The following is an 18,346-nucleotide window of genomic DNA, read 5'->3' on the forward strand; positions in this document are numbered from 1 at the left end:
ACCGGCACCGGCCCCGCGAGCGCGGCATCCGCCGCCGTCACCTTGCCCGTGCTTCCGGCCGCTCCGACCTGGGGCACGGTCACCGCAAGCGACTCGGCCGTATCGCTCAACTGGGTCGCCCCTGCTGACGGAGGCTCGGCCCTCACCGCGTATGAGATCCAGCGGCGACAGGGCACCGGGGCCTGGCTTTCGACTGCGGTCCTCCCCGCGTCGTCGCTCGCGACGACCGTGAAGGCGCTTGACAACGGTGCGCAGTACGCGTTCCGGATTCGTGCGTTCACGGCCGTCGGTACCGGTCCCTGGTCGAGTGAGATCACGGCGATCCCGCTACGCAGCCCCGACGCACCCACCGGCCTGACCGCGACGCCCGGCGACCGGTCCGCCCGGCTCGGCTGGGCCGCTCCTCAGGTCGACGGCGGCTCGCCGATCACCGGCTATGCCGTCCGCTACCGGGCCATCGACGCGGCAAACTGGGTCTCCGCGCCAAATGCGGCGGCGACGAGCACCACGCTGACCGGCCTGGCCAACGGCACCGGCTACGAGGTGCAGGTCGCGGCCGTAAATGCCGCCGGCACCGGCGCGTGGACGGCGTCGACGACCGTCACCCCCGCCACGTTCCCGGACGCCCCGGGCACACCCTCGCCGACGCCGCGCGACCGGGGAGTCGACCTCGCGTGGGCCGCTCCCGCGTATGACGGAGGCGCTCCCGTGCTCGGCTACGTCGTCGAGTACCGGCCGGTCGGCGGCGCACCCTGGCGCGACGGCCCGGCCCCGCTGACGCCGACCGCCGCACTCGGCAGCCTCGACAACGGCACCGCGTACGAGGTCCGCATCGCGGCAGTCAACCTGGCGGGCACCGGCCCGTGGACCGCCGTCGCGACGTTCACGCCCCGCACCGTCGCGACCGTGCCGACCATGGTCGCCGTCACGCCGGGCGATGAGTCGGCCACCGTGACCTGGGGCGCTCCGTTCTCCGACGGTGGAGCACCGGTCACGGCGTACCGCATCCAGTCGCGGGCCGCGGGCGCCGAGACCTGGGAAGACGAGGCCGAGGTGCCGGGACTGACCGTCAGCCTGTTCAGCTTCGCCAACGGTACCGAGCGCGAGTTCCGGGTCGCGGCGGTCAACGTCGCCGGCGTCGGCCCCTGGTCGCAGCCCACCTCGACGACCCCGCGCACTGTACCGGACGCACCGACCTCGCTCGCCGCCACTCCGGGGGACCACCGTGCCGATCTCACCTGGACCGCGCCCGCCGACGGCGGGGCCGCTATCTCGAGTTACGAGGTGCAGGCGAGCGTCGACGGCGCTGCCTGGGTCGACGCCCCGAGCGTGACCACGGCATCCGCCGGCGTCGTCGGCCTCGACAACGGCACCCAGTACGCTTTCCGCGTGCGGGCGGTCAACGCCGCAGGAGCCGGCGGCTGGTCTGAGCCGGCGAGCTCGACGCCACGCACCGTGCCCGACGCCATCGAGTGGTCGACGGCCGTCGCCGGCGACACGGTCGTCGAGCTGACCTGGGCGGAGCCCGCCGACGGTGGAGACACTATCGACGGCTACACGGTGCAGCAGAGCGTTGACGGCGGTGCCTGGACCGACGCGGTCTCGACCACCGAGTCCAGCGCGACGATCAGCGGCCTGGAGAACGGCACGTCGTATCGCTTCCGGGTGCGGGCGGCGAACGACGCCGGCTCCGGTGCCTGGAGCGCCATCATCGCCGCGACACCACGCACCACGTCGGGGGCTCCGGCGTGGAAGCTCGTCGAGCCGCGGGACTCCGCGGTCGCGCTGAGCTGGGCGCCGCCGGCCGAGACCGGAGGCGCGACGATCACGGGGTACGAGGTCGAGGTTCAGAGTGCGCTCCGCGGCGACCCCGAGATCCAAACCGCCGACGGCACCGAACTGGTTGTCGACGAACTCGACAACGGCACGGAGTACTCCCTGCGCGTGCGCGCCCTGAACGTGGCGGGCGCCGGAGTCTGGGGTCCGATCGCCCTCGTCGTGCCGCGCACGGTAGCGGATGCCCCGGTCGAGATCTCCATCGTGCCGACCGACCGAGCGGCGACGCTCAGCTGGAACGACCCGGTCTCGACCGGCGGTGCCGCGCCGCAGAGCTATGACATCGAGTACCGCGTCGTCGGAGCCGACAAATGGATCACCGCGCCGCCCGCGACGTCATCGCCGACCACCGTGACCGGCCTTCGCAACGGCGTGGCGCACGAGTTTCGCGTGCGCGTCATCAACGTGGCAGGACCCGGCGAGTGGAGCGAGTCCGTCTCCACGACCCCGTTCGACTTCGCGCCGCGGTTCTCGCACGCCGACGGGCGACCGCTCGATGTCGGCTCCGTCTCCGTAGGCAGCGAGGTAACCGTCCAGGGCGCCGAGCTTCCCGCCGGGGCAACCGTGACGCTCGACCTGCACTCGGCGCCGGTGCGGCTCGGCACGACGACGGTTGCGGCTGACGGCACCTTCGAGTTGACGGTCACGATCCCCGACGGCACAGCGCTCGGCGGGCACGAGCTCGTCGCCGTTCTGACGGGTACGGGCGCCGAGCCGGCGACCGCATCCGTCTCGTTCACCGTCGCCGCGGCAGCCCACCCGGCCGGGCTGGCGTCGACCGGATCGAACCTGCTGTGGCCGGCGACGGCCGGCGGGCTGCTCGCCGCCCTGCTCGGCGCGCTGCTGCTCGCCCGCATCGGGCGCCACGACAGGCTCGCCGCGCACCGGTTCGGGCGCGCCGCCTCGAAAAGCTGACCCGGGGTCGGCATCCGGCCCCCGCGCTGCCGTTCAGGCGCGACCTGGATGCCGACCGCCCCTGGCCTCGATCGTCTCGACGATCACGGCCAGCACCCGCCGCATGTACCGGGCCCAGAACAGGCGCACGATGGCGCGCACGACGAAGGCCCGGCCGGGCAGCGGAAAGAAGACGTAGCTCCAGCGGATCTCCGTTCCGGATCCCGCCGGGGTGAAGGTCCACTCCGCGCGAGCGCCGCTCACGAGCCTGCCCAGGATCCTCTGAAAATCGCTGAGGTCGTAGGCGAAGAGCTCGGCCGACGCGTCGGTGATCGTCTCGACCACGCTGCCTCCGTCGGAGAGTCGAAGGGTGCGGGTGTAGCCCACGGTGTCCCACGTCTCGGGCTGGCCGACAACCTCGATCACGGCGGGAAGCGGGCCGAAGGCCGGATAGAACTGCACCGGCGAGGTCTGGAGCGCAATTCTCCAGCTTCGCTCGAGCTCTGCACCGGCGACGAGCTGGGTGCTGGATCCGATCACGGGCGACGACATCACAGAGTCCTTCCGCCCACCGACTGGGTCTCACGCACCACGTGCTGCACGACGTCGTCGAGACTGCCGGTTCGAGTGAACACGTGGCGTTGGCGATTCGAGGAGTTTCCGCGCGCGAGCAGGTTCTCGGCCAATTCGTGCACCTCGGGCCAGTCGCCGAATTCTTCGAGAACGGGCCGAAGGTTCGTGACCAGACCCCGTACGGCGTCGGCGGCGGTGATCGGTTGCGGATGCGCACCAGGGCCCACGAGGTCGGCCGAGAGACCGGTTCGCGCGGCCTGCCAGAGCGCCGCGCGCTGCACCGGTGCTCGGCGCACCTGCAGCGCGACCCCGTTCTCGATGTCGATCTCCGCCGATCGCACCGCTGCCCGGAACAGTCCGGCGATAAGCACCGCGTCGTCGACCAGCGGAAGCGCGTCGCACACGCGCAGCTCGAGCGTGGGGGCATGCGACGACGGACGGATGTCGAAGTACGCCATGCCGTCGTCGGCGATCACACCCGAGCCGATGAGATCGGCGAGAAGTTCGTCGTACTCGGCGGCCGACGCGAGCGGTCCCGTGGCTCCGGCGCTGGGCCAGCGCTGCCACACCAGGCTTCTTACGCTCGCGTAGCCGGTGTCGTGGCCGTTCCAGAACGGAGAGCTGGCCGAGAGCGCCAGGAGAACGGGCAGGTGCTCGGCAACACGCTGGGCGAGCTGGATGGCGAGATCGCGGTCGGAGACTCCGACGTGCACTTGGAATCCGCAGATCAGCTGCTCGTCGACCAGCAGCCGATACTTCTCCTGCATCGCGCCGAAACGGTGAGACGGGGTGAGTTCGAAGTCGGAGATCTCGGAGTGGGGTGCGGTGCCGACCGACGCGATGCCGACGCCGAGGGGACCGGCGACATCCATCACGCCCGAGCGCAACCGCTCGAGCTCGGCGCGCAACCCGCCCAGCGTCTGCACGACCTCGGTGTTCGTCTCGATGGTGGTGCGCTGCAGTTCGGCGCCGTAGCCCTCGCTCGGCAGCATCGTGAGCAGCTGTGGCGCGGAGGCCGACAATCGCCACGAGTCGAGGTCGATGAGGTGAAGCTCTTCTTCTGCGCCCAGCGTCAGTTCCGCGCTCATGACCACAACCTAGCGCCGTTGCCTGCGCAAAGCGACCAGAAACAGAGCACTCGAGGTCGGCTCGACACGCGGCTCGGAGCTTAGAAGAGGTCGGGCGACGGCGTCGACGTGTGCTGCACCGAGACGTCGGCGTGGCGGTCGAAGCGGTAGCCCGCGCCGCGAACCGTGCGCACGATGTCTTCGTAATCGCCCAGCTTGGCGCGCAGGCGACGCACGTGCACGTCGATGGTGCGCTCGTTCGGAATGTCGCTGTCGTCGGCCGACCAGAGCGAGGCGATGAGTTCGGGGCGATCAATGGTCTTGCCTTCGCGAAGCACCAGGTACTGCAGCAGCTCGAACTCCTTGTACGTCAGATTGGCCGCGTCGTTGTCGAGCAGCACGCGCTTGCGTGAGAGGTCGATGACCACGCCATCGCGAACACGGTCTTCGTCTTCGGGAGCGTGGCGGTGCTTGGCGAGCGCGGCAGGGTCTTGCAGTGCGAGGCGAACCACGTCGACGTCGCGACCACCGGCACCGCGGGGAGCCAAGGCGACGGCGGCGTAGGTCTCAGACGAGGGCGAGAGCCGGGCGGCGAGCGCCCGCAGCTGGGCGACGATCTCCGAGAGGTCGGTGCCGTCGGCCGCGGCCTTGTCTTCGTCGATTCCGACGTAGAGCACGAATCCGCGGGCTTCGGTGCCCGTCGGCACGGCGCGCAGGTGGGCCGACGCCGACTCCGACTCCGACGTGAGCTGTTCGGGGCGGCTGATCGAGGCGACGGGGGCGGTGGGGCGGGTGTCGAGGTGTGCAAGAGACATGGGACAAGTCCTTCGATGATGTGCCCGGTGGGCCCCGGCCGGATGCGGCGACGAAGCGGATGCCCGTGGGCGGGCTGTGCGAATGGTGCGGCGGGAGCCGGTGACCGCAGACGGTTCTCGATCAGAACCGGGCGGAAGGTCTCAGAGATCTCTGCGTGAGAAGAAAGACGCAGACTTCGAAACCCAGCGAGCCTGAATCGTCAGGCGCAGTGTCTGGTCAAGCACACATTCGGCAACACATGACAGCGCTGCTGGGCATCATCATGCCAGCAGTCCCCAGTGCCTCAAAGGAGGTAAGGGCGTGCGCGTTGTCAGTCATGAACGAAAGCTAAGCGGAATATGACTCCGCGTGTCAAGCATTTTTTTGCAGCGGCGAGCAGATCGTTCCTGCCGCGACGGTTCAGACCAGGCCGTAGAGGCGGTCGCCGGCGTCTCCGAGGCCCGGAACGATGTAGCCCTTCTCGTTGAGTCGCTCGTCGACTGCTCCGAGCACGAGGTGCACCTCGCGGCCTTCGGTGGCCGTCTCGAGTGCGGCGACGCCCTCGGGGGCTGCGAGCAGGCAGATGGCCGTGACATCCACGGCGCCGCGGGCGAACAGGAAGTCGATCGCCGCGCCCAGCGATCCTCCTGTGGCCAGCATGGGGTCGAGCACGAAGCACTGCCGATCGCTCAGGTCGTCGGGCAGACGCTCGGCGTAGGTCGTGGGCTCGAGCGTCTCTTCATTGCGCACCATGCCGAGAAAGCCCACTTCGGCGCTCGGGATCAGCTTGACCATTCCCTCGAGCATGCCGAGCCCGGCGCGCAGGATGGGAACGATGAGGGGGCGCGGCTCCGAGATCGCGAGGCCCTTGGTCTCGGCGACCGGCGTCTGGATGGTGACGACCTCGGTGCGCACCTCGCGGGTGGCCTCGTAGGCCAGCAGGGTGACGAGCTCTTCGGTGAGTGCGCGGAACGTCGGTGCCGGCGTCGACCTGTCTCGCAGCACGGTGAGCTTGTGCGTGATGAGCGGGTGGTCGGCAACGTGTACTCGCATAGGCTCAATCTACTGGAGCGGAAGGAAACCGACGGAAATGTCCGAGCGACCGCGCCCCGCGCATCCGTGGCCCGAATCGTACGGCGAGCGCATGCGCGAGTTGCTCGCAGACGCCCGGCTCGCCGAGGCGTCGGGCGACGTTCCCGTGTCGGCGATGGTTCTGGATGCCGATGGCCGGGTTCTCGGCCGCGGCCGCAACGAGCGCGAGCTGCTGCACGACCCCACGGCGCACGCCGAGGTGCTGGCGCTGCGGCAGGCCGCCATCTCGACGGGGCAGTGGCGCCTCGACGGATGCACCCTCGTCGTCACCCTCGAACCGTGCGTGATGTGCGCCGGCGCGATCCTCGCCGCACGGGTGCCCGTGGTGGTGTTCGGTGCGTGGGACGAGAAGGCGGGCGCGGTGGGCTCCGTCTACGACGTGCTGCGCGACGTGCGCCTGAACCACCGGGTCGAGGTGTGGGCCGGAGTGGAGGCGGACGCGTGCGCCGCCGCCCTGACCGCCTTCTTCCGCGGCCGCCTCTAGGTCGAACGCGCCTCCGCCGGGCACGCGCGCGTTCGCCGGTGGAGCGTGTGCCCGTTAACCGCGCGCTCGGCAGCACTCGCGGCGGGGCGCCGCGGTCAGGCGGGCGTCGCCGCGTCGGCGACCGCGTCATTCACGCTCGGCCCGTACACGTCGGGCTCGAGGTAGATCACGCGGGCGATCGGCACGGCCTCGCGGATGCGCGCCTCGACGGTGTTGATGGCCAGGGCGACATCGGTGAGCGTCGTGACCGCGGGCAGCGTGATCTTCGCACCCACGAGCATCTCGTCGGGGCCGAGGTACATGGTCTTGAGGTGCACCAGGTGCTCGACCTCGGGGCTCGAGGTGATCGCATCCTCGATCTTCGCCAGGTCTTCGTCGGTGGCCCCCTCGCCCACCAGCAGGCTCTTCGTCTCGATGCCGAGGATGATGGCGACAACCACGAGCAGGGCACCGATGAAGATGGTGCCGATGCCGTCCCAGACACCGTTGCCCGTGAGCACCGTCAGGCCCACGCCGGCGAAAGCGAAGACCAGCCCCAACAGGGCTGCGGTGTCTTCGAGCAGCACGACCGGGAGCTCGGGTGCCTTCGCGCGGCGGATGAACTGCAGCCAGCTCTGCGTTCCACGCGTGTGGTTCGACTCGCCGATCGCCGTGCGCAGCGAGAAGCCCTCGAGCACGATAGCGATCGCGAGCACCAGCAGCGGCAGCCACCACAGTTCGAGCGGATGCGGATCGTTGACCTTCTCGATGCCCTCATACAGGGCGAAGACGCCGCCCACCGAGAACAGGATGATCGATACGACGAACGCGTAGACGTAGCGCTCGCGGCCGTAGCCGAACGGATGCGCCCGGTCGGCCTGCTTGCGCGACCTGCGGCCGCCGAGCAGCAGAAGCAGCTGATTGCCCGAGTCGGCCGCCGAGTGCACACTCTCGGCGAGCATCGACGACGACCCCGAGAACAGGAAGGCGATGAACTTGGTGAGGGCGATGCCGATGTTGGCCGCCAGCGCGGCGATGATCGCCTTGCTGCCTCCGGATGTGCTCATGGGTACGTCCTCTGCGCGCTGTGTCCCAACCGATGGCGGCGTGCCCGCCGAGTTCCAATCCTAGGATGGACGGGTGACCGACACCTCGCCCAGTCCACTGCCCTCCATCGCCATCCTCGGCGCCGGATCGATGGGACGCGCCATCCTCTCCGGCCTGCTCGCGCCCACGGTCGACGTGTCCGGCGGAATCCGGGTGACCAATCGCTCGGCCGCCCGCGCCGCCGAGTTCGACGACGTCGACGCGGTCACGGCTTGGGCGACCGACGACGATCCCGAGGCGAATCGCACGGCCGTGGCCGGAGCATCCATTGTTCTGATCGCGGTGAAGCCGCCCATGGTGCCGGCCCTGCTCGACGAGATCGCGGATGCGCTCGATGACGGCGCGATCGTCGTGAGCGTGGCGGCCGGCGTGACCGTCGCCACGTTCGAAGAGCGACTGCCCGAACATGTCGCCGTGCTGCGTTCGATGCCGAACACGCCCGCGATCGTCGGCAACGCCGTGACCGGGCTGTCGGCCGGTACTCGCTCGACGCCCGAGCAGCTCGCCCTGGTCACGCGGGTGTTCGAGACGGTCGGCGAGGTCGTGGTCGTCGCCGAAGAGAAACTGGATGCGTTGTCGACGATCTCGGGGTCGGGTCCGGCGTATGTGTTCTTTCTCATCGAGCAGCTCACCGCCGTGGCCGTGCAGAAGGGGTTCACTCCCGAGGAGGCGGCCGTACTCGTGAATGGGACGTTCCTCGGGTCGAGCCGGCTCCTCGCCGCCTCGGGCAGCACGCCGACCGAGCTGCGTCGGCAGGTGACGAGCCCCAACGGAACGACGGAGCGTGCTATCGCCGTGCTGCAGAACGGCGGAGTCGACGACCTCTTCGCCCGGGCGACGGATGCGGCGCTGGCCCGCGCCCGAGAACTCGCGGCCGGCTGAGCACCCCCTACCGCCGCCCAGCTTGCGGCGCTAGCGTTTCGAGCGTGAATCTTCTCTCCCTGTGGCCGATCAGTCTGATCGTGCAACGGCGCGAGGCTCAGGCCGCGCGCATCAACCTCACCCTTCCGGTGAACTCTGCGTTCTGGCGGGCCCGGCAGAAGAAGAAGGGCGAGCTGCTCTACGTGGTCGTCGGAGACTCTACGGCCCAGGGTATCGGCGCGTCCAAGCCGAACCGGGGCTATGTGCAGCTCGTGGCCGACCGCCTTGCCGCCGAGACCGGACGCTCGGTTCGAACCGTCAATCTGAGCGTCGCGGGGGCCAGGCTGCGAGACGCGCTCGCCATCCAGCTGCCGAAGCTTCAGGGCCTGACGCCCGACCTGCTCACGGTCTGCGTCGGTGCGAATGACGTGGCCTCGTTCACGAAGAAGCGCTTCACCGCCGAGATCGACGAGCTCTTCGCGCAGCTGCCCTCGACCGCGATCGTCGCCGACCTGCCGTGCTTCCACATTCCGCAGAGCGAGCGTATTGTCACGGTGGCGAACCGCATCCTGCGCGCCGCGGCTGCGCGGCACGGCCTCGGAGTCGTGCCGCTGCACGCCGTGACGAAGCGCCAGGGAATCGTGCGCGCCGTCTATCAGGCGGCCGGCGACCTCTTTCACCCGAACGACCGCGGCTACGTGGTGTGGGCATCCGCGTTTCTGCCGGCCGTGACAGCCCGGGCGTCGACGCTGCGCGCGGTCGCCGCGCGCGAGCAGCCGCTACTCGAGGGCGGAGAACTTCTCGATGTCGCTCGAGGTACCTGACACGATGATGATGTCGTGATCGGTGACGACCGTCTTCTCTGTGGCGTAGGTGAAGGGCTTTCCCGGGGATTTCACGCCGACGACGGTGATGTTGTGCCGGCTGCGCACGCCCGAATCGGTGAGGTTCTTTCCCCGGATCGGCTTGGGCGGATACATCTTGACGAGGGCGAAGTCGTCGTCGAATTCGATGAAGTCGAGCATGCGACCCGACACCAGGTGGGCCACCCGCTCGCCGGCCTCGGCCTCGGGATAGATCACGTGGTTGGCGCCGATGCGCTCGAGGATCTTGCCGTGCGACTTCGAGATGGCCTTGGCCCAGATCTGCGGAACCTTGAGGTCGACAAGGTTCGCCGTGATGAGCACGCTCGCCTCGATCGACGAGCCCACGGCGACGACGGCGATCGAGAATTCGGCGGCTCCGATCTGGCGCAGGGCATCGATGTTCTTGGCGTCGGCCTGAACCGTGTGGGTTATGCGCTCCGACCACTTCTGCACGAGGGCGTCGCTCATGTCGATGGCCAGCACCTCGCGGCCGAGACGGTCGAGCTGACCCGCCGTGGCGGCGCCGAAGCGGCCGAGGCCGATCACGAGTACGGGGGCGTCGTGCTTGATGCGATCAACCAACGATGGGCCTCTCTTCGGGTCGTTTGAACAGCTGCCGGCGCTGGCTCGCGGCCAGGGCGGCGGCGAGAGTCACTGTACCAACGCGGCCCATGAACATCGTCGCCGCCAGCACGTAGATTCCCGAGTCGGGCAGGGATGCCGTGAGCCCGGTCGACAGACCCGACGTGGCGAACGCCGAGATCACGTCGAAGAGCACGAAGTCGAGCGGCGCCTTGGTGATCTGCAGGATGACGATGGTCGACACTGCGACGGTCGTCGCGCCCCAGAGCACCACGCTCACGCCGAGTCGAAGCACGTCGCCCGGAATGCGCCGACCGAACGCCTCCATCGACGCGTTTCCCCGAGCCTCGGCGAAGGCGGCGAGGAACAGCACCGCGAGCGTGGTCACCTTGATGCCGCCGGCCGTGGAGGCGGAGCCGCCGCCGATGAACATCAGCATGTCGGTGACGAGCAGACTCGAGCCGTTGAGGTCGTCGATGGGAACCGTGGAGAAGCCGCCCGACCTCGTCATCACCGACAAAAACAGCGACTGGAAGATCGTGTCGCCCGCGTCCAGATCACCGTAGGTCTTGGGATTGTCGAACTCCAGAAGAATGTACAGAAGCGCCCCGGCGACGATGAGGATCAGCGAGGTCAGAAGCGTGAGCTTGACGTGCAGCGACCAGCGCTTGGGCTTCTTCACATTGCGGGAGAGCACGTAGATGATGGGAAAGCCGATGCTTCCCAGAAAGACGCCCAGCATCAGGATGCTGAGGAACCAGTAGTCGTTCTCGAACGGGGTGAGGCCTTCGGCGTTGGGCGAGAAACCGGTGTTCGTGAACGCCATGGCCGAGTAGTAGAAGCTGTCGGTGATGGCGGGTGCGAGCGCGACACCGTCGACGAGCATCCGGGGTATCAGGAGAACGGCGATGACGAACTGGATGACGAGGGAGCTCACCGCGACGGTGGCCAGCAGCCCGCCGATCTCGCCGAGCCGCACCGCCTGGCCCTCGGAGACCGCGCCGTGGTGCATCCGCATGGGGTTGGTGTCGCCGGCCGCCATCAGCCGACTCTTCAGACCGAGTTTGCGCGAGACGGCGAGGCCCAGGATCGACGCGAGGGTCAGAACCCCGAGGGCACCGATCTGCACGCCGATGTAGACGAAGATGTGGCCGACGACCGACCAGTGCGTGGCCATGTCGACGGTCGAGAGGCCCGTGACGCAGATGACGGAGACGGCCGTGAAGAGCGCGTCTGCGATCGGGGTGACCGCACCTTTAGACTGCGAGATGGGCAGGGAGAAGAGCACGGTGAAGATCAAGATCATGGCCGTGAAGATGAGGATCGCGAACCGGGAGGGCGACTGCTCCGAGAACTCGTCGATCATGTCGCGAATGCGGCCGATCGGCGTTCGTCTGGCGTAGACGGAGCGTCGCGTGGGTGCGGGTATGCGCATCGAGCGTCCTTCGTCGACGAGGCCGACAGGTGCTCGGTCGGCCGATTGAATTCCCGTCATGCTACTCCGCCAGAGGCAACGGAACGGCGCGCCAAGCCCAGCGGCTGAGGAGCAATCGCGCCCCGACGAACTACCCTGAGGCCATGGCCGACATATTCTCTGTGATCGCTGACCCCACGAGGCGGCGCCTGCTCGAGCTGCTGCTCGAGCGCTATGAGGCCGGCGACGCCGTCGAGGCGTCGACCCACGCAGGGGAGTCGAGCGTCTCGGAGCTCGTTCACGCGCTGAACCTGAGCCAGCCGACGGTGTCGAAGCATCTCAAAGTTCTGCGCGAGGCCGGGCTCGTCGCCGTGCGCGAAGAGGGGCAGCACCGCTATTACAAGCTCGACGCCTCGCCGCTCGAAGAGGTCGAAGACTGGGCCATCCCTTTTCTCTCGGCCGACTTCGACGGCTCGCTCGACGACGTCGAGTGGGTCGATCCGGCCGCGGGCGGCCAGGCTCCGGATGCCGCGGGCACGGCTTCGGAGTTCGCCCGCAACGTCGGACGCTCGGTCGCGACCTCGAGCCATCAGGCGCGAACCGTGGTCGGAGACCTGCAGGCCAACGCCACCAGGCTGGTGTCGCGACTGCGCAAGTAGCGCCCGTCGCGCGGTTGCCCCGCATCCGCTGCACCCCCTAGAGTTACGAATCATCACGGGGTCTCATTCGTCACTCCTGTGACTCTTTTCAATGCTCGATCAACAGGGAGACGCCATGGCCGGTTCAGACCTGCCCGACGTGCGTTTTCTCACGGTGGCCGAAGTAGCCGACATGATGCGCGTCTCGAAGATGACCGTCTATCGCATGGTGCACTCGGGCGAGATGCCGGCCATTCGCTTCGGTCGCAGCTTCCGCGTTCCCGAGACGGCGGTGGCCGAGGCCCTGACGCAGCACGCGGCAGACACGGCGTAGCCGCCGCGGCGCATTAGTCGATCGGCGGTTGGCCTTGTAGACTGCTCCGAGGCAAAATTCTCTTTCTGCTGCGACCTGCGCAGCGAAGCTCAAAATCGTGAGGTCCCTGTGGGTTCAGTAATCAAGAAGCGTCGCAAGCGTATGGCGAAGAAGAAGCACCGCAAGCTGCTTCGCAAGACACGTCACCAGCGCCGCAACAAGAAGTAGCACGCTCGGCAGCGCGAGTTCGCTGCCGCGGTAGCTCAAGCGCCAGGCCTGCGGTCTGGCGCTTTTGCTGTGCCCGCGCGCCTCAGCGGGCCCGCCGGGCCTCTCGACGCACGCGCTTGCGGGCCTCCTTGATGCTCGACGGGTTGAGCCGCATCACTGGCCAGTCGTGCTTCGTCGCGTGGGTCTGCAGTGCGTGGTCGGGGTTCACCACAACGGGATGCCCCACGAATGTGAGCAGCGGAATGTCGTTGCTCGAGTCGGAGTAGGCCCAGCACTCGGCGGGATCGGCGCCGAGTTCGTGGGTGAGTGCGATGGATGCGTCGGCCTTGTCTTGCGCGTGCATCACCGGACCCTCCAGCACTCCCGTGTACACGCCGTTCTGCGACTCGAATCGCGTGCCCAGCGCGCCCGTGAGGCCGAGTCGATGCGCGAACACGTCGGCGACCTCGCTGGCGGTGGCCGACACGATCCAGACCTGATGGCCCATCGCGAGGTGCTCTTTGGTGAGCGCGACGGTCTCGGGCCATAGCCTCTGGCTGATGCGGCGATCGAAGATGTCCTCGCTCAGCGAGCGGATCTCGGCCTGGGTCTTGCCCGCGATGAGCAGCAGGGCCTTTTCTTTGATGTCACTCAGGTGGCCCAGGTTCTCGCCGACCTTGATGAAGTGGCGCTGCTGCCAGAAGAAGCGCCAGATGTCTCGGGGCGACAGCATCCCGCGCCGCCAGGCACCGATCGCCACATGCCAGATGCTCGCGCCGCGAAGGAGCGTGTTGTCGACATCGAAGAAGGCGATGACGGGTCGGTCTTCTGCGGGCGACACGAGGTCGCCGTCGTTCGGGTGTTCGGTATTCGGCATGGGTTCTTACATGGTACCCACGCTGCCCCGGCGGCGGCCGGGGTTAGGGTGATCAGGTGCCCGCCATCCAGCTCACCCTGCTCTCGAAGCCGGGTTGTCATCTCTGCGATGACGCCCGCCAGGTGGTGACAGACGTTGTAGCGACGTTCACGCCTCGCGACGGTTCTTCGTCGATCGTGTTCGACGAGCAGTCGATTCTCGACGACCCCGCGCTCTTCGACGAATACGTCGAGGAGATTCCCGTGGTGCTGCTCAACGGGCGTGTGCACACGATCTGGCGCGTCGACCCCGTGCGCCTTCGCGCCGCTCTCAATTCCGAACTCGAGGAGTCCGCATGATCCGTCACGTCGTCGCATGGAAGCTCGCCGCAGAAGACGAGGAGGGAAAAGTCGCCGCGGCCGCCGCCATCCAGGCCGCACTCGCGCCGCTGCCCGGCATCATCCCCGAGATCAAGTCGTTCTCGATCGGACCCAATGTCGCCTACGTCGACACGAACTGGGACATCTGCCTGGTCGCCGATTACGACGACCTCGATGGGCTCGAGACCTACCAGGTGCACCCAGAGCACCTCGCGGCGGTCGAGATCATCGAGCCGCTCGTGTCGATGCGCGCGAATGTCGATTTCGAACTCTGATCCGGTGTCGGTGCTCGAGCGCATCGAGACGTCGAGGCTGATTCTGCGTCGATGGATGTCATCCGACCGCGAGCCGTTCGCGGCGATGAACACCGACCCCGAGGTGATGCGCTATTTTCCCTCGGTGCTCGACGCCACGACAAGCGACGGCCTCGCCGACCGCCTGGATGCCGGGTTCGACGTTGACGGGATTGTGCGTGGCCACGGGCGGTGGGCTCTCGAGCGTCGTGACACGGGCGAGTTCATCGGCTTCACCGGTCTTGGGCCGATGCCGCCGGATGTGCCCGGAGCTGGAGGCACGGAGATCGGCTGGCGGCTCGCCCGCGCGCACTGGCGGCAGGGCTTCGCCTGCGAGGCCGCAAGGGCTGCGCTGAACGCCGCCTTCGCGTCGACTTCGCTCGATGAGGTGAACTCCATCACGGCGGTGGTCAACGAGCCCTCTCGCGCGGTGATGCGCCGTCTCGACATGCGCCATGTCGATGACTTCGCGCATCCGGTTGTGCATGAGGGGTCATCGCTCAATCCGCACGTGCGCTATGTGCTCACCCGTCGCGAGTGGATGTTGTCGCGCGCCCAGAACTGACCGACTTGCGGAGTGGCCGTGCTTTGTCGACCGCGCCTTCAGCGGGCGGGAGCGCGTTCGGCGGAGGCGCGTGTGCCCGGCGAAGGCGCGCTCGGCAATCGAGCGCGGCGGGTCAGGATGCCTCTGGTCGCCGCGCTGCCTCGCGCTCGCGGATGAAGTCTGCCGCGGTCAGACCGTGCACCCGCTTGGAGTACATCGACGAGTTCAACCCGGTGACGAACTCGCCCGGGTCGGCGTTGAGGGCCGTCGCCAGGCGAACGAGCGTCTCGACGTTCGGATGAACCTGACCGCGCTCGATCTTGCCGACGCTGGTCCAGTGCATTTCAGACAGCGACGCGAGATCCTCGAGCGTGAGACCCAGCTTGAGTCGCTGGTCGCGCACGCGTTCGCCCAGAATGGCGGCGGCATCCGAGTGCGTTTTGGTCACGCGCCATGATGCCGCGCATGAGAGAAGCGAGACCAGAGCGTCGAAACCCAATGCTTTTGTGCCACATGCGGGAAGACTCGGTGACTTCCGCCGAGCGTCGGGTCAGCGGGTGGCGTACTCGCGCGTGGGCTGGCGACGATAACCGTCTGTGGCGACGGCGCGCACGGTGCCGACGATGCCGGCGACGGCGATGAGAGAGAAGACGGACGATACGACGATGGCGATGATCATGAGTTGTGAACCTTTCTTGTTATCAAGTCTCATCTGCTCAACACGGAAGCACAACTAACTCTTTCTTCTCGTGAAGAGAAGATTGACTACTCGATTGCGCGGCCCAGATGCACGCGAAACCGGCTATCAGCCTTTTCCCCGACCGCCCCTCCGTAAACTGGACACCGTGGTAGCCAGCCAGATCCATCTCGTGCGTCACGGCGAGGTATTCAACCCCCGACGCGTGCTCTACGGTCGACTCCCCGGGTTCGGGCTCTCCGACCTCGGCCACGAGATGGCGCGCACCGCCGCCGCCGAACTCGTCGAGCGTCGTCGCACCATCAGCGGCCTCTACGCCTCGCCCCTGCAGCGCACCCAGGAGTCCGCCCAGCCGATCTCCGAGGCCCTCGAGTTGCCCATCATCACCGATCCGCGCATCATCGAGCCCACCAACCGGTTCGAGGGTCTGAACATGCGCGGGCGCAGCTCCGCCCTGAAGAATCCGCGTACCTGGCCATGGCTGCGCAATCCCACGATTCCCAGCTGGGGCGAGCCGTACGCATCCATTCGCACCCGCATGCTCGCGGCGATGAGCGACGCCTATAACTCCGTCGAATCGGGCGACGTCGTTCTCGTGAGCCACCAGCTTCCCATCTGGACCACGCACCTCGCCGTCGCGGGCAAACCGCTCTTCCACGACCCGCGCCGCCGCCGCTGCGAGCTGTCGAGCATCACCAGCTTCGAGCGCATCGGCAACCGCTGGGTCGAGGCCGGCTACGTCGACCCCGCGGCCGAGCTGGCCGAGAACGCCACCGACGTGGGCGCCGTATGACGGGCATCCGGATGCGCCGCGCGGCCCGGGCGTGCCTGGCCGGCGTCGTCGTGGCCGGCACCCTGCTGCTCGCCGCATGTTCGAACGATCCGCTCGCCGACCAGTACCTCTCGGGCGATAGCAAGAACTACATCGCCGGCGATGGAACGGTCACCGAGATCGAGCCGGAGTCTCGGCAGGACGGGGTCGATTTCGCCGGCACCACGGCGGAGGGTGAGAGCGTGAGCCAGGCCGACTACACCGGCCAGGTCGTCGTTCTCAACTTCTGGTACGCCAGCTGCGCCCCGTGCCGGGTCGAGGCGCCCGCGTTGGCGAAGCTGAGCGAAAAGTACGACGGCGAGGGCGCGAGCTTCCTCGGAGTCAACGTGCGCGATCAGGCTCCGCAGGCCATCAGCTTCGAAGAGACCTACGGAATCGTCTACCCCTCTGTGATCGACACCGATGGCGCCCTGCAGTTGGCGTTCAGCGGAGACGTGTCGCCCAATGCCGTGCCCACCACCTTGGTGATCGACAAGCAGGGCCGGGTGGCCGCGCGCATCCTCGGCCAGGTGAGTGAGCCATCGATTCTCGACACTCTGATCCGCGACACCATCGCCGAGTCGAGCTAGCGCCGGTGAACAATCCTTTCGCGGAGGCAGTGCTCTCCGGGCAGCTGCTGCTCGCCCTGCCCATCGCACTGCTCGCCGGCCTCGTCTCGTTCGCATCGCCGTGCGTTCTGCCGCTCGTGCCCGGCTACCTCGGCTACATCGGCGGCTTCGCCTCGGCTCCGGATGCGACGGGTCGCCCGCGTGGCCGCGGCCGGCTCCTCCTCGGCGTGGCCCTGTTCGTGCTCGGATTCTCGCTCGTGTTCGTGGCCTACGGAGCGGCATTCGGCGCAGTCGGCGCCTGGCTCACGACCTGGCAAGACCTGATCACGCGCATCCTCGGCGTGATCGTGATCGCGCTGGGCCTCGTCTTCGTCGGCCAGTTCACGTTCATGCAGCGCACGTTCAAGCCGTCGTGGACCCCGGCAACCGGGCTCGCCGGCGCCCCCCTTCTCGGCCTGGTCTTCGGGCTCGGCTGGACGCCCTGCATCGGCCCGACCCTGTCTGCCATCGCCGCCCTCAGCCTCAACGGTGCGTCGCCGTGGCGCGGCGCGCTACTCGGCCTCGTCTATTGCATCGGCCTGGGAATACCGTTCTTTCTCGTGGCCCTGGGCTTCAATTGGGTCACCGGGTCGGTCGCATTCCTCAAGCGGCATATTCGCGCGGTCAACATCATCGGCGGGGCGCTGCTCATTGTTGTCGGCCTGCTCATGGTCTCAGGAATCTGGTCTCTCGTCATGAACAGACTGCAGGGGGTGATGTTCTCCTTTGTCTCGCCCGTCTGACCACTACGACTCGCCGAGCCCGGCGCCCGAGTCCACACGAGCCGACGGCTCGGCATCCATCACCCAGCCGAAACTCGGCGTCGTCGGATGGCTGCGCTGGTTCTGGCGGCAGCTGTCGAGCATGCGCACCGCGCTCTTTCTTTTGCTGCTGCTCGCGCTCGCCGCCGTGCCCGGCTCGCTCGTTCCGCAGCGCTCGAGTGATCCGAACGGCGTCACCCAGTACTTCGTCGACAACCCGACGCTCGCCCCGATCCTCGACAGCGTGCAGCTGTTCGCGGTGTACAGCTCGGTGTGGTTCTCGAGCATCTACCTGCTGTTGTTCATCTCTCTGGTGGGCTGCGTCATCCCGCGCACGAAGCACCATTTCGACGCCCTGCGCTCGGCTCCGCCGAAGACGCCGGCGCGGCTCGACCGGCTCGGCGGCTTCACGACGCGCCAGGCCGAGGGCGATTCGTCGGCGATTCTCGAGTCTGCGCGGTCGCTCCTCAAGAAGTCCGGCTACCGGGTGCGCATGTTCCAGGATGCGCGCTCCACGTCGGTGTCCGCCGAACGCGGCTATGCGCGAGAGACCGGCAACCTGGTGTTCCACATGGCGCTGGTCGGAATTCTGGTCACCGTCGGAATCGGAGGCGGCTTCGGCTACGCCGGGCAGCGTGTCGTCGTCGAGGGCCAGACCTTCGTGAACACCCTTCTGGCGTTCGACTCG

24 protein-coding genes are annotated in these 18,346 nt (G+C 67.8%); 14 read left to right on the top strand and 10 right to left on the bottom strand.

The window, feature by feature from the left end; all coding sequences use genetic code 11:
• A partial coding sequence (locus ACE5CZ_RS11315) for a fibronectin type III domain-containing protein (RefSeq protein ID WP_374947432.1) occupies positions 1–2,751 on the top strand: 2,751 nt, incomplete at its 5' end.
• A gap of 33 nt (positions 2,752–2,784) precedes the next feature.
• Here ACE5CZ_RS11315 and ACE5CZ_RS11320 read toward each other — a convergent pair.
• From ACE5CZ_RS11320 to upp, 4 genes are all read right to left on the bottom strand, one after another.
• Positions 2,785–3,282 carry an SRPBCC family protein gene (locus ACE5CZ_RS11320; protein ID WP_374947433.1) on the bottom strand — a complete coding sequence of 166 codons (498 nt, stop codon included), beginning with the start codon at positions 3,280–3,282 and terminating at the stop codon, positions 2,785–2,787.
• Positions 3,282–4,391 (bottom strand): glutamate--cysteine ligase, encoded by a 1,110-nt coding sequence (locus tag ACE5CZ_RS11325; protein WP_374947434.1) that lies wholly within the window; start codon positions 4,389–4,391, stop codon positions 3,282–3,284. The genes ACE5CZ_RS11320 and ACE5CZ_RS11325 overlap by 1 nt, the downstream gene beginning before the upstream one ends.
• A gap of 80 nt (positions 4,392–4,471) precedes the next feature.
• Positions 4,472–5,185 (bottom strand): winged helix-turn-helix domain-containing protein, encoded by a 714-nt coding sequence (locus ACE5CZ_RS11330; protein ID WP_374947435.1) that lies wholly within the window; start codon positions 5,183–5,185, stop codon positions 4,472–4,474.
• 400 nt (positions 5,186–5,585) lie between these two features.
• Complete coding sequence (gene upp / locus ACE5CZ_RS11335) at positions 5,586–6,218, bottom strand: uracil phosphoribosyltransferase (RefSeq protein WP_374947436.1); 633 nt, start codon at positions 6,216–6,218, stop codon at positions 5,586–5,588.
• A gap of 91 nt (positions 6,219–6,309) precedes the next feature.
• Between upp and tadA the strand changes: the two genes are divergently transcribed.
• Entirely contained in the window at positions 6,310–6,741 is a 432-nt protein-coding gene (gene tadA / locus ACE5CZ_RS11340; RefSeq protein WP_374947453.1) for a tRNA adenosine(34) deaminase TadA, read from the top strand.
• Positions 6,742–6,836: 95 nt separating this feature from the next.
• Here the strand turns inward: tadA and ACE5CZ_RS11345 are convergent, their stop codons facing one another.
• Positions 6,837–7,787, bottom strand: a complete 951-nt coding sequence (locus ACE5CZ_RS11345; RefSeq protein WP_374947437.1) for a cation diffusion facilitator family transporter — start codon at positions 7,785–7,787, stop codon at positions 6,837–6,839.
• A 73-nt stretch (positions 7,788–7,860) separates the two neighbouring features.
• Between ACE5CZ_RS11345 and proC the strand changes: the two genes are divergently transcribed.
• Both proC and ACE5CZ_RS11355 read left to right on the top strand, forming a co-directional pair.
• A complete protein-coding gene (gene proC, locus ACE5CZ_RS11350) occupies positions 7,861–8,709 on the top strand; it encodes a pyrroline-5-carboxylate reductase (RefSeq protein WP_374947438.1) in 849 nt (282 codons plus the stop codon).
• A gap of 44 nt (positions 8,710–8,753) precedes the next feature.
• Positions 8,754–9,512 (top strand): SGNH/GDSL hydrolase family protein, encoded by a 759-nt coding sequence (locus ACE5CZ_RS11355; protein ID WP_374947439.1) that lies wholly within the window; start codon positions 8,754–8,756, stop codon positions 9,510–9,512.
• Here the strand turns inward: ACE5CZ_RS11355 and ACE5CZ_RS11360 are convergent.
• Entirely contained in the window at positions 9,468–10,136 is a 669-nt protein-coding gene (locus ACE5CZ_RS11360; protein WP_374947440.1) for a potassium channel family protein, read from the bottom strand. The two genes, ACE5CZ_RS11355 and ACE5CZ_RS11360, sit on opposite strands and share 45 nt — an antisense overlap.
• Positions 10,129–11,571, bottom strand: a complete 1,443-nt coding sequence (locus ACE5CZ_RS11365; protein WP_374947441.1) for a TrkH family potassium uptake protein — start codon at positions 11,569–11,571, stop codon at positions 10,129–10,131. The genes ACE5CZ_RS11360 and ACE5CZ_RS11365 overlap by 8 nt, the downstream gene beginning before the upstream one ends.
• 143 nt (positions 11,572–11,714) lie before the next feature.
• Between ACE5CZ_RS11365 and ACE5CZ_RS11370 the strand changes: the two genes are divergently transcribed.
• From ACE5CZ_RS11370 to ACE5CZ_RS11380, 3 genes are all read left to right on the top strand, one after another.
• Positions 11,715–12,209 carry an ArsR/SmtB family transcription factor gene (locus tag ACE5CZ_RS11370; RefSeq protein ID WP_374947442.1) on the top strand — a complete coding sequence of 165 codons (495 nt, stop codon included), beginning with the start codon at positions 11,715–11,717 and terminating at the stop codon, positions 12,207–12,209.
• Between the two features lie 115 nt (positions 12,210–12,324).
• Positions 12,325–12,522, top strand: a complete 198-nt coding sequence (locus tag ACE5CZ_RS11375) for a helix-turn-helix domain-containing protein (RefSeq protein ID WP_044442490.1) — start codon at positions 12,325–12,327, stop codon at positions 12,520–12,522.
• Positions 12,523–12,630: 108 nt separating this feature from the next.
• Positions 12,631–12,729, top strand: coding sequence for a 30S ribosomal protein bS22 (locus ACE5CZ_RS11380; RefSeq protein ID WP_003792170.1), 99 nt, complete (start codon positions 12,631–12,633; stop codon positions 12,727–12,729).
• An 82-nt stretch (positions 12,730–12,811) separates the two neighbouring features.
• Here the strand turns inward: ACE5CZ_RS11380 and ACE5CZ_RS11385 are convergent, their stop codons facing one another.
• Positions 12,812–13,585 (bottom strand): HAD family hydrolase, encoded by a 774-nt coding sequence (locus ACE5CZ_RS11385; protein WP_374947443.1) that lies wholly within the window; start codon positions 13,583–13,585, stop codon positions 12,812–12,814.
• A 56-nt stretch (positions 13,586–13,641) separates the two neighbouring features.
• Here ACE5CZ_RS11385 and ACE5CZ_RS11390 point away from each other — a divergent pair, with 56 nt between their 5' ends.
• From ACE5CZ_RS11390 to ACE5CZ_RS11400, 3 genes are read left to right on the top strand one after another with little or no spacing between them, the layout of a single operon-like run.
• On the top strand, positions 13,642–13,923 hold the full coding sequence (locus tag ACE5CZ_RS11390) for a glutaredoxin family protein (RefSeq protein ID WP_374947444.1): 282 nt from the start codon (positions 13,642–13,644) through the stop codon (positions 13,921–13,923).
• On the top strand, positions 13,920–14,219 hold the full coding sequence (locus ACE5CZ_RS11395) for a Dabb family protein (protein WP_374947445.1): 300 nt from the start codon (positions 13,920–13,922) through the stop codon (positions 14,217–14,219). Before ACE5CZ_RS11390 ends, ACE5CZ_RS11395 begins: the two co-directional genes overlap by 4 nt.
• Positions 14,200–14,802 carry a GNAT family N-acetyltransferase gene (locus ACE5CZ_RS11400; RefSeq protein WP_374947446.1) on the top strand — a complete coding sequence of 201 codons (603 nt, stop codon included), beginning with the start codon at positions 14,200–14,202 and terminating at the stop codon, positions 14,800–14,802. Before ACE5CZ_RS11395 ends, ACE5CZ_RS11400 begins: the two co-directional genes overlap by 20 nt.
• A 112-nt stretch (positions 14,803–14,914) precedes the next feature.
• Here ACE5CZ_RS11400 and ACE5CZ_RS11405 read toward each other — a convergent pair whose 3' ends face one another.
• Both ACE5CZ_RS11405 and ACE5CZ_RS11410 read right to left on the bottom strand, forming a co-directional pair.
• Positions 14,915–15,229 carry a helix-turn-helix domain-containing protein gene (locus ACE5CZ_RS11405; RefSeq protein ID WP_374947447.1) on the bottom strand — a complete coding sequence of 105 codons (315 nt, stop codon included), beginning with the start codon at positions 15,227–15,229 and terminating at the stop codon, positions 14,915–14,917.
• A 102-nt stretch (positions 15,230–15,331) separates the two neighbouring features.
• Positions 15,332–15,460 carry a hypothetical protein gene (locus ACE5CZ_RS11410; protein ID WP_374947448.1) on the bottom strand — a complete coding sequence of 43 codons (129 nt, stop codon included), beginning with the start codon at positions 15,458–15,460 and terminating at the stop codon, positions 15,332–15,334.
• Positions 15,461–15,626: 166 nt separating this feature from the next.
• Here ACE5CZ_RS11410 and ACE5CZ_RS11415 point away from each other — a divergent pair, with 166 nt between their 5' ends.
• From ACE5CZ_RS11415 to ACE5CZ_RS11430, 4 genes are all read left to right on the top strand, one after another.
• Positions 15,627–16,271 (top strand): histidine phosphatase family protein, encoded by a 645-nt coding sequence (locus tag ACE5CZ_RS11415; protein WP_374947449.1) that lies wholly within the window; start codon positions 15,627–15,629, stop codon positions 16,269–16,271.
• A complete protein-coding gene (locus tag ACE5CZ_RS11420) occupies positions 16,268–16,879 on the top strand; it encodes a TlpA family protein disulfide reductase (RefSeq protein WP_374947450.1) in 612 nt (203 codons plus the stop codon). The genes ACE5CZ_RS11415 and ACE5CZ_RS11420 overlap by 4 nt, the downstream gene beginning before the upstream one ends.
• A 5-nt stretch (positions 16,880–16,884) precedes the next feature.
• Entirely contained in the window at positions 16,885–17,640 is a 756-nt protein-coding gene (locus ACE5CZ_RS11425; protein WP_374947451.1) for a cytochrome c biogenesis CcdA family protein, read from the top strand.
• Positions 17,624–18,346 (top strand): cytochrome c biogenesis protein ResB (locus ACE5CZ_RS11430; protein WP_374947452.1); only part of this gene is annotated, 723 nt, incomplete at its 3' end. The genes ACE5CZ_RS11425 and ACE5CZ_RS11430, both read left to right, overlap by 17 nt.

Origin of the sequence: Agreia sp. (genome assembly GCF_964263775.1) — a bacterium.
In the GTDB taxonomy this organism is placed as follows: domain Bacteria; phylum Actinomycetota; class Actinomycetes; order Actinomycetales; family Microbacteriaceae; genus Agreia.

Excerpts from the sequence above, each read along its gene's own strand:
- ACE5CZ_RS11410 (WP_374947448.1), bottom strand. The coding sequence starts at position 15,460 with ATGATCATCGCCATCGTCGTATCGTCCGTCTTCTCTCTCATCGCCGTC.
- ACE5CZ_RS11370 (WP_374947442.1), top strand. The coding sequence starts at position 11,715 with ATGGCCGACATATTCTCTGTGATCGCTGACCCCACGAGGCGGCGCCTG.
- ACE5CZ_RS11330 (WP_374947435.1), bottom strand. The coding sequence starts at position 5,185 with ATGTCTCTTGCACACCTCGACACCCGCCCCACCGCCCCCGTCGCCTCG.
- ACE5CZ_RS11385 (WP_374947443.1), bottom strand. The coding sequence starts at position 13,585 with ATGCCGAATACCGAACACCCGAACGACGGCGACCTCGTGTCGCCCGCA.
- ACE5CZ_RS11365 (WP_374947441.1), bottom strand. The coding sequence starts at position 11,571 with ATGCGCATACCCGCACCCACGCGACGCTCCGTCTACGCCAGACGAACG.
- ACE5CZ_RS11325 (WP_374947434.1), bottom strand. The coding sequence starts at position 4,391 with ATGAGCGCGGAACTGACGCTGGGCGCAGAAGAAGAGCTTCACCTCATC.
- ACE5CZ_RS11375 (WP_044442490.1), top strand. The coding sequence starts at position 12,325 with ATGGCCGGTTCAGACCTGCCCGACGTGCGTTTTCTCACGGTGGCCGAA.
- ACE5CZ_RS11420 (WP_374947450.1), top strand. The coding sequence starts at position 16,268 with ATGACGGGCATCCGGATGCGCCGCGCGGCCCGGGCGTGCCTGGCCGGC.
- upp (WP_374947436.1), bottom strand. The coding sequence starts at position 6,218 with ATGCGAGTACACGTTGCCGACCACCCGCTCATCACGCACAAGCTCACC.
- ACE5CZ_RS11345 (WP_374947437.1), bottom strand. The coding sequence starts at position 7,787 with ATGAGCACATCCGGAGGCAGCAAGGCGATCATCGCCGCGCTGGCGGCC.
- tadA (WP_374947453.1), top strand. The coding sequence starts at position 6,310 with ATGCGCGAGTTGCTCGCAGACGCCCGGCTCGCCGAGGCGTCGGGCGAC.
- ACE5CZ_RS11395 (WP_374947445.1), top strand. The coding sequence starts at position 13,920 with ATGATCCGTCACGTCGTCGCATGGAAGCTCGCCGCAGAAGACGAGGAG.
- ACE5CZ_RS11400 (WP_374947446.1), top strand. The coding sequence starts at position 14,200 with ATGTCGATTTCGAACTCTGATCCGGTGTCGGTGCTCGAGCGCATCGAG.
- ACE5CZ_RS11320 (WP_374947433.1), bottom strand. The coding sequence starts at position 3,282 with ATGTCGTCGCCCGTGATCGGATCCAGCACCCAGCTCGTCGCCGGTGCA.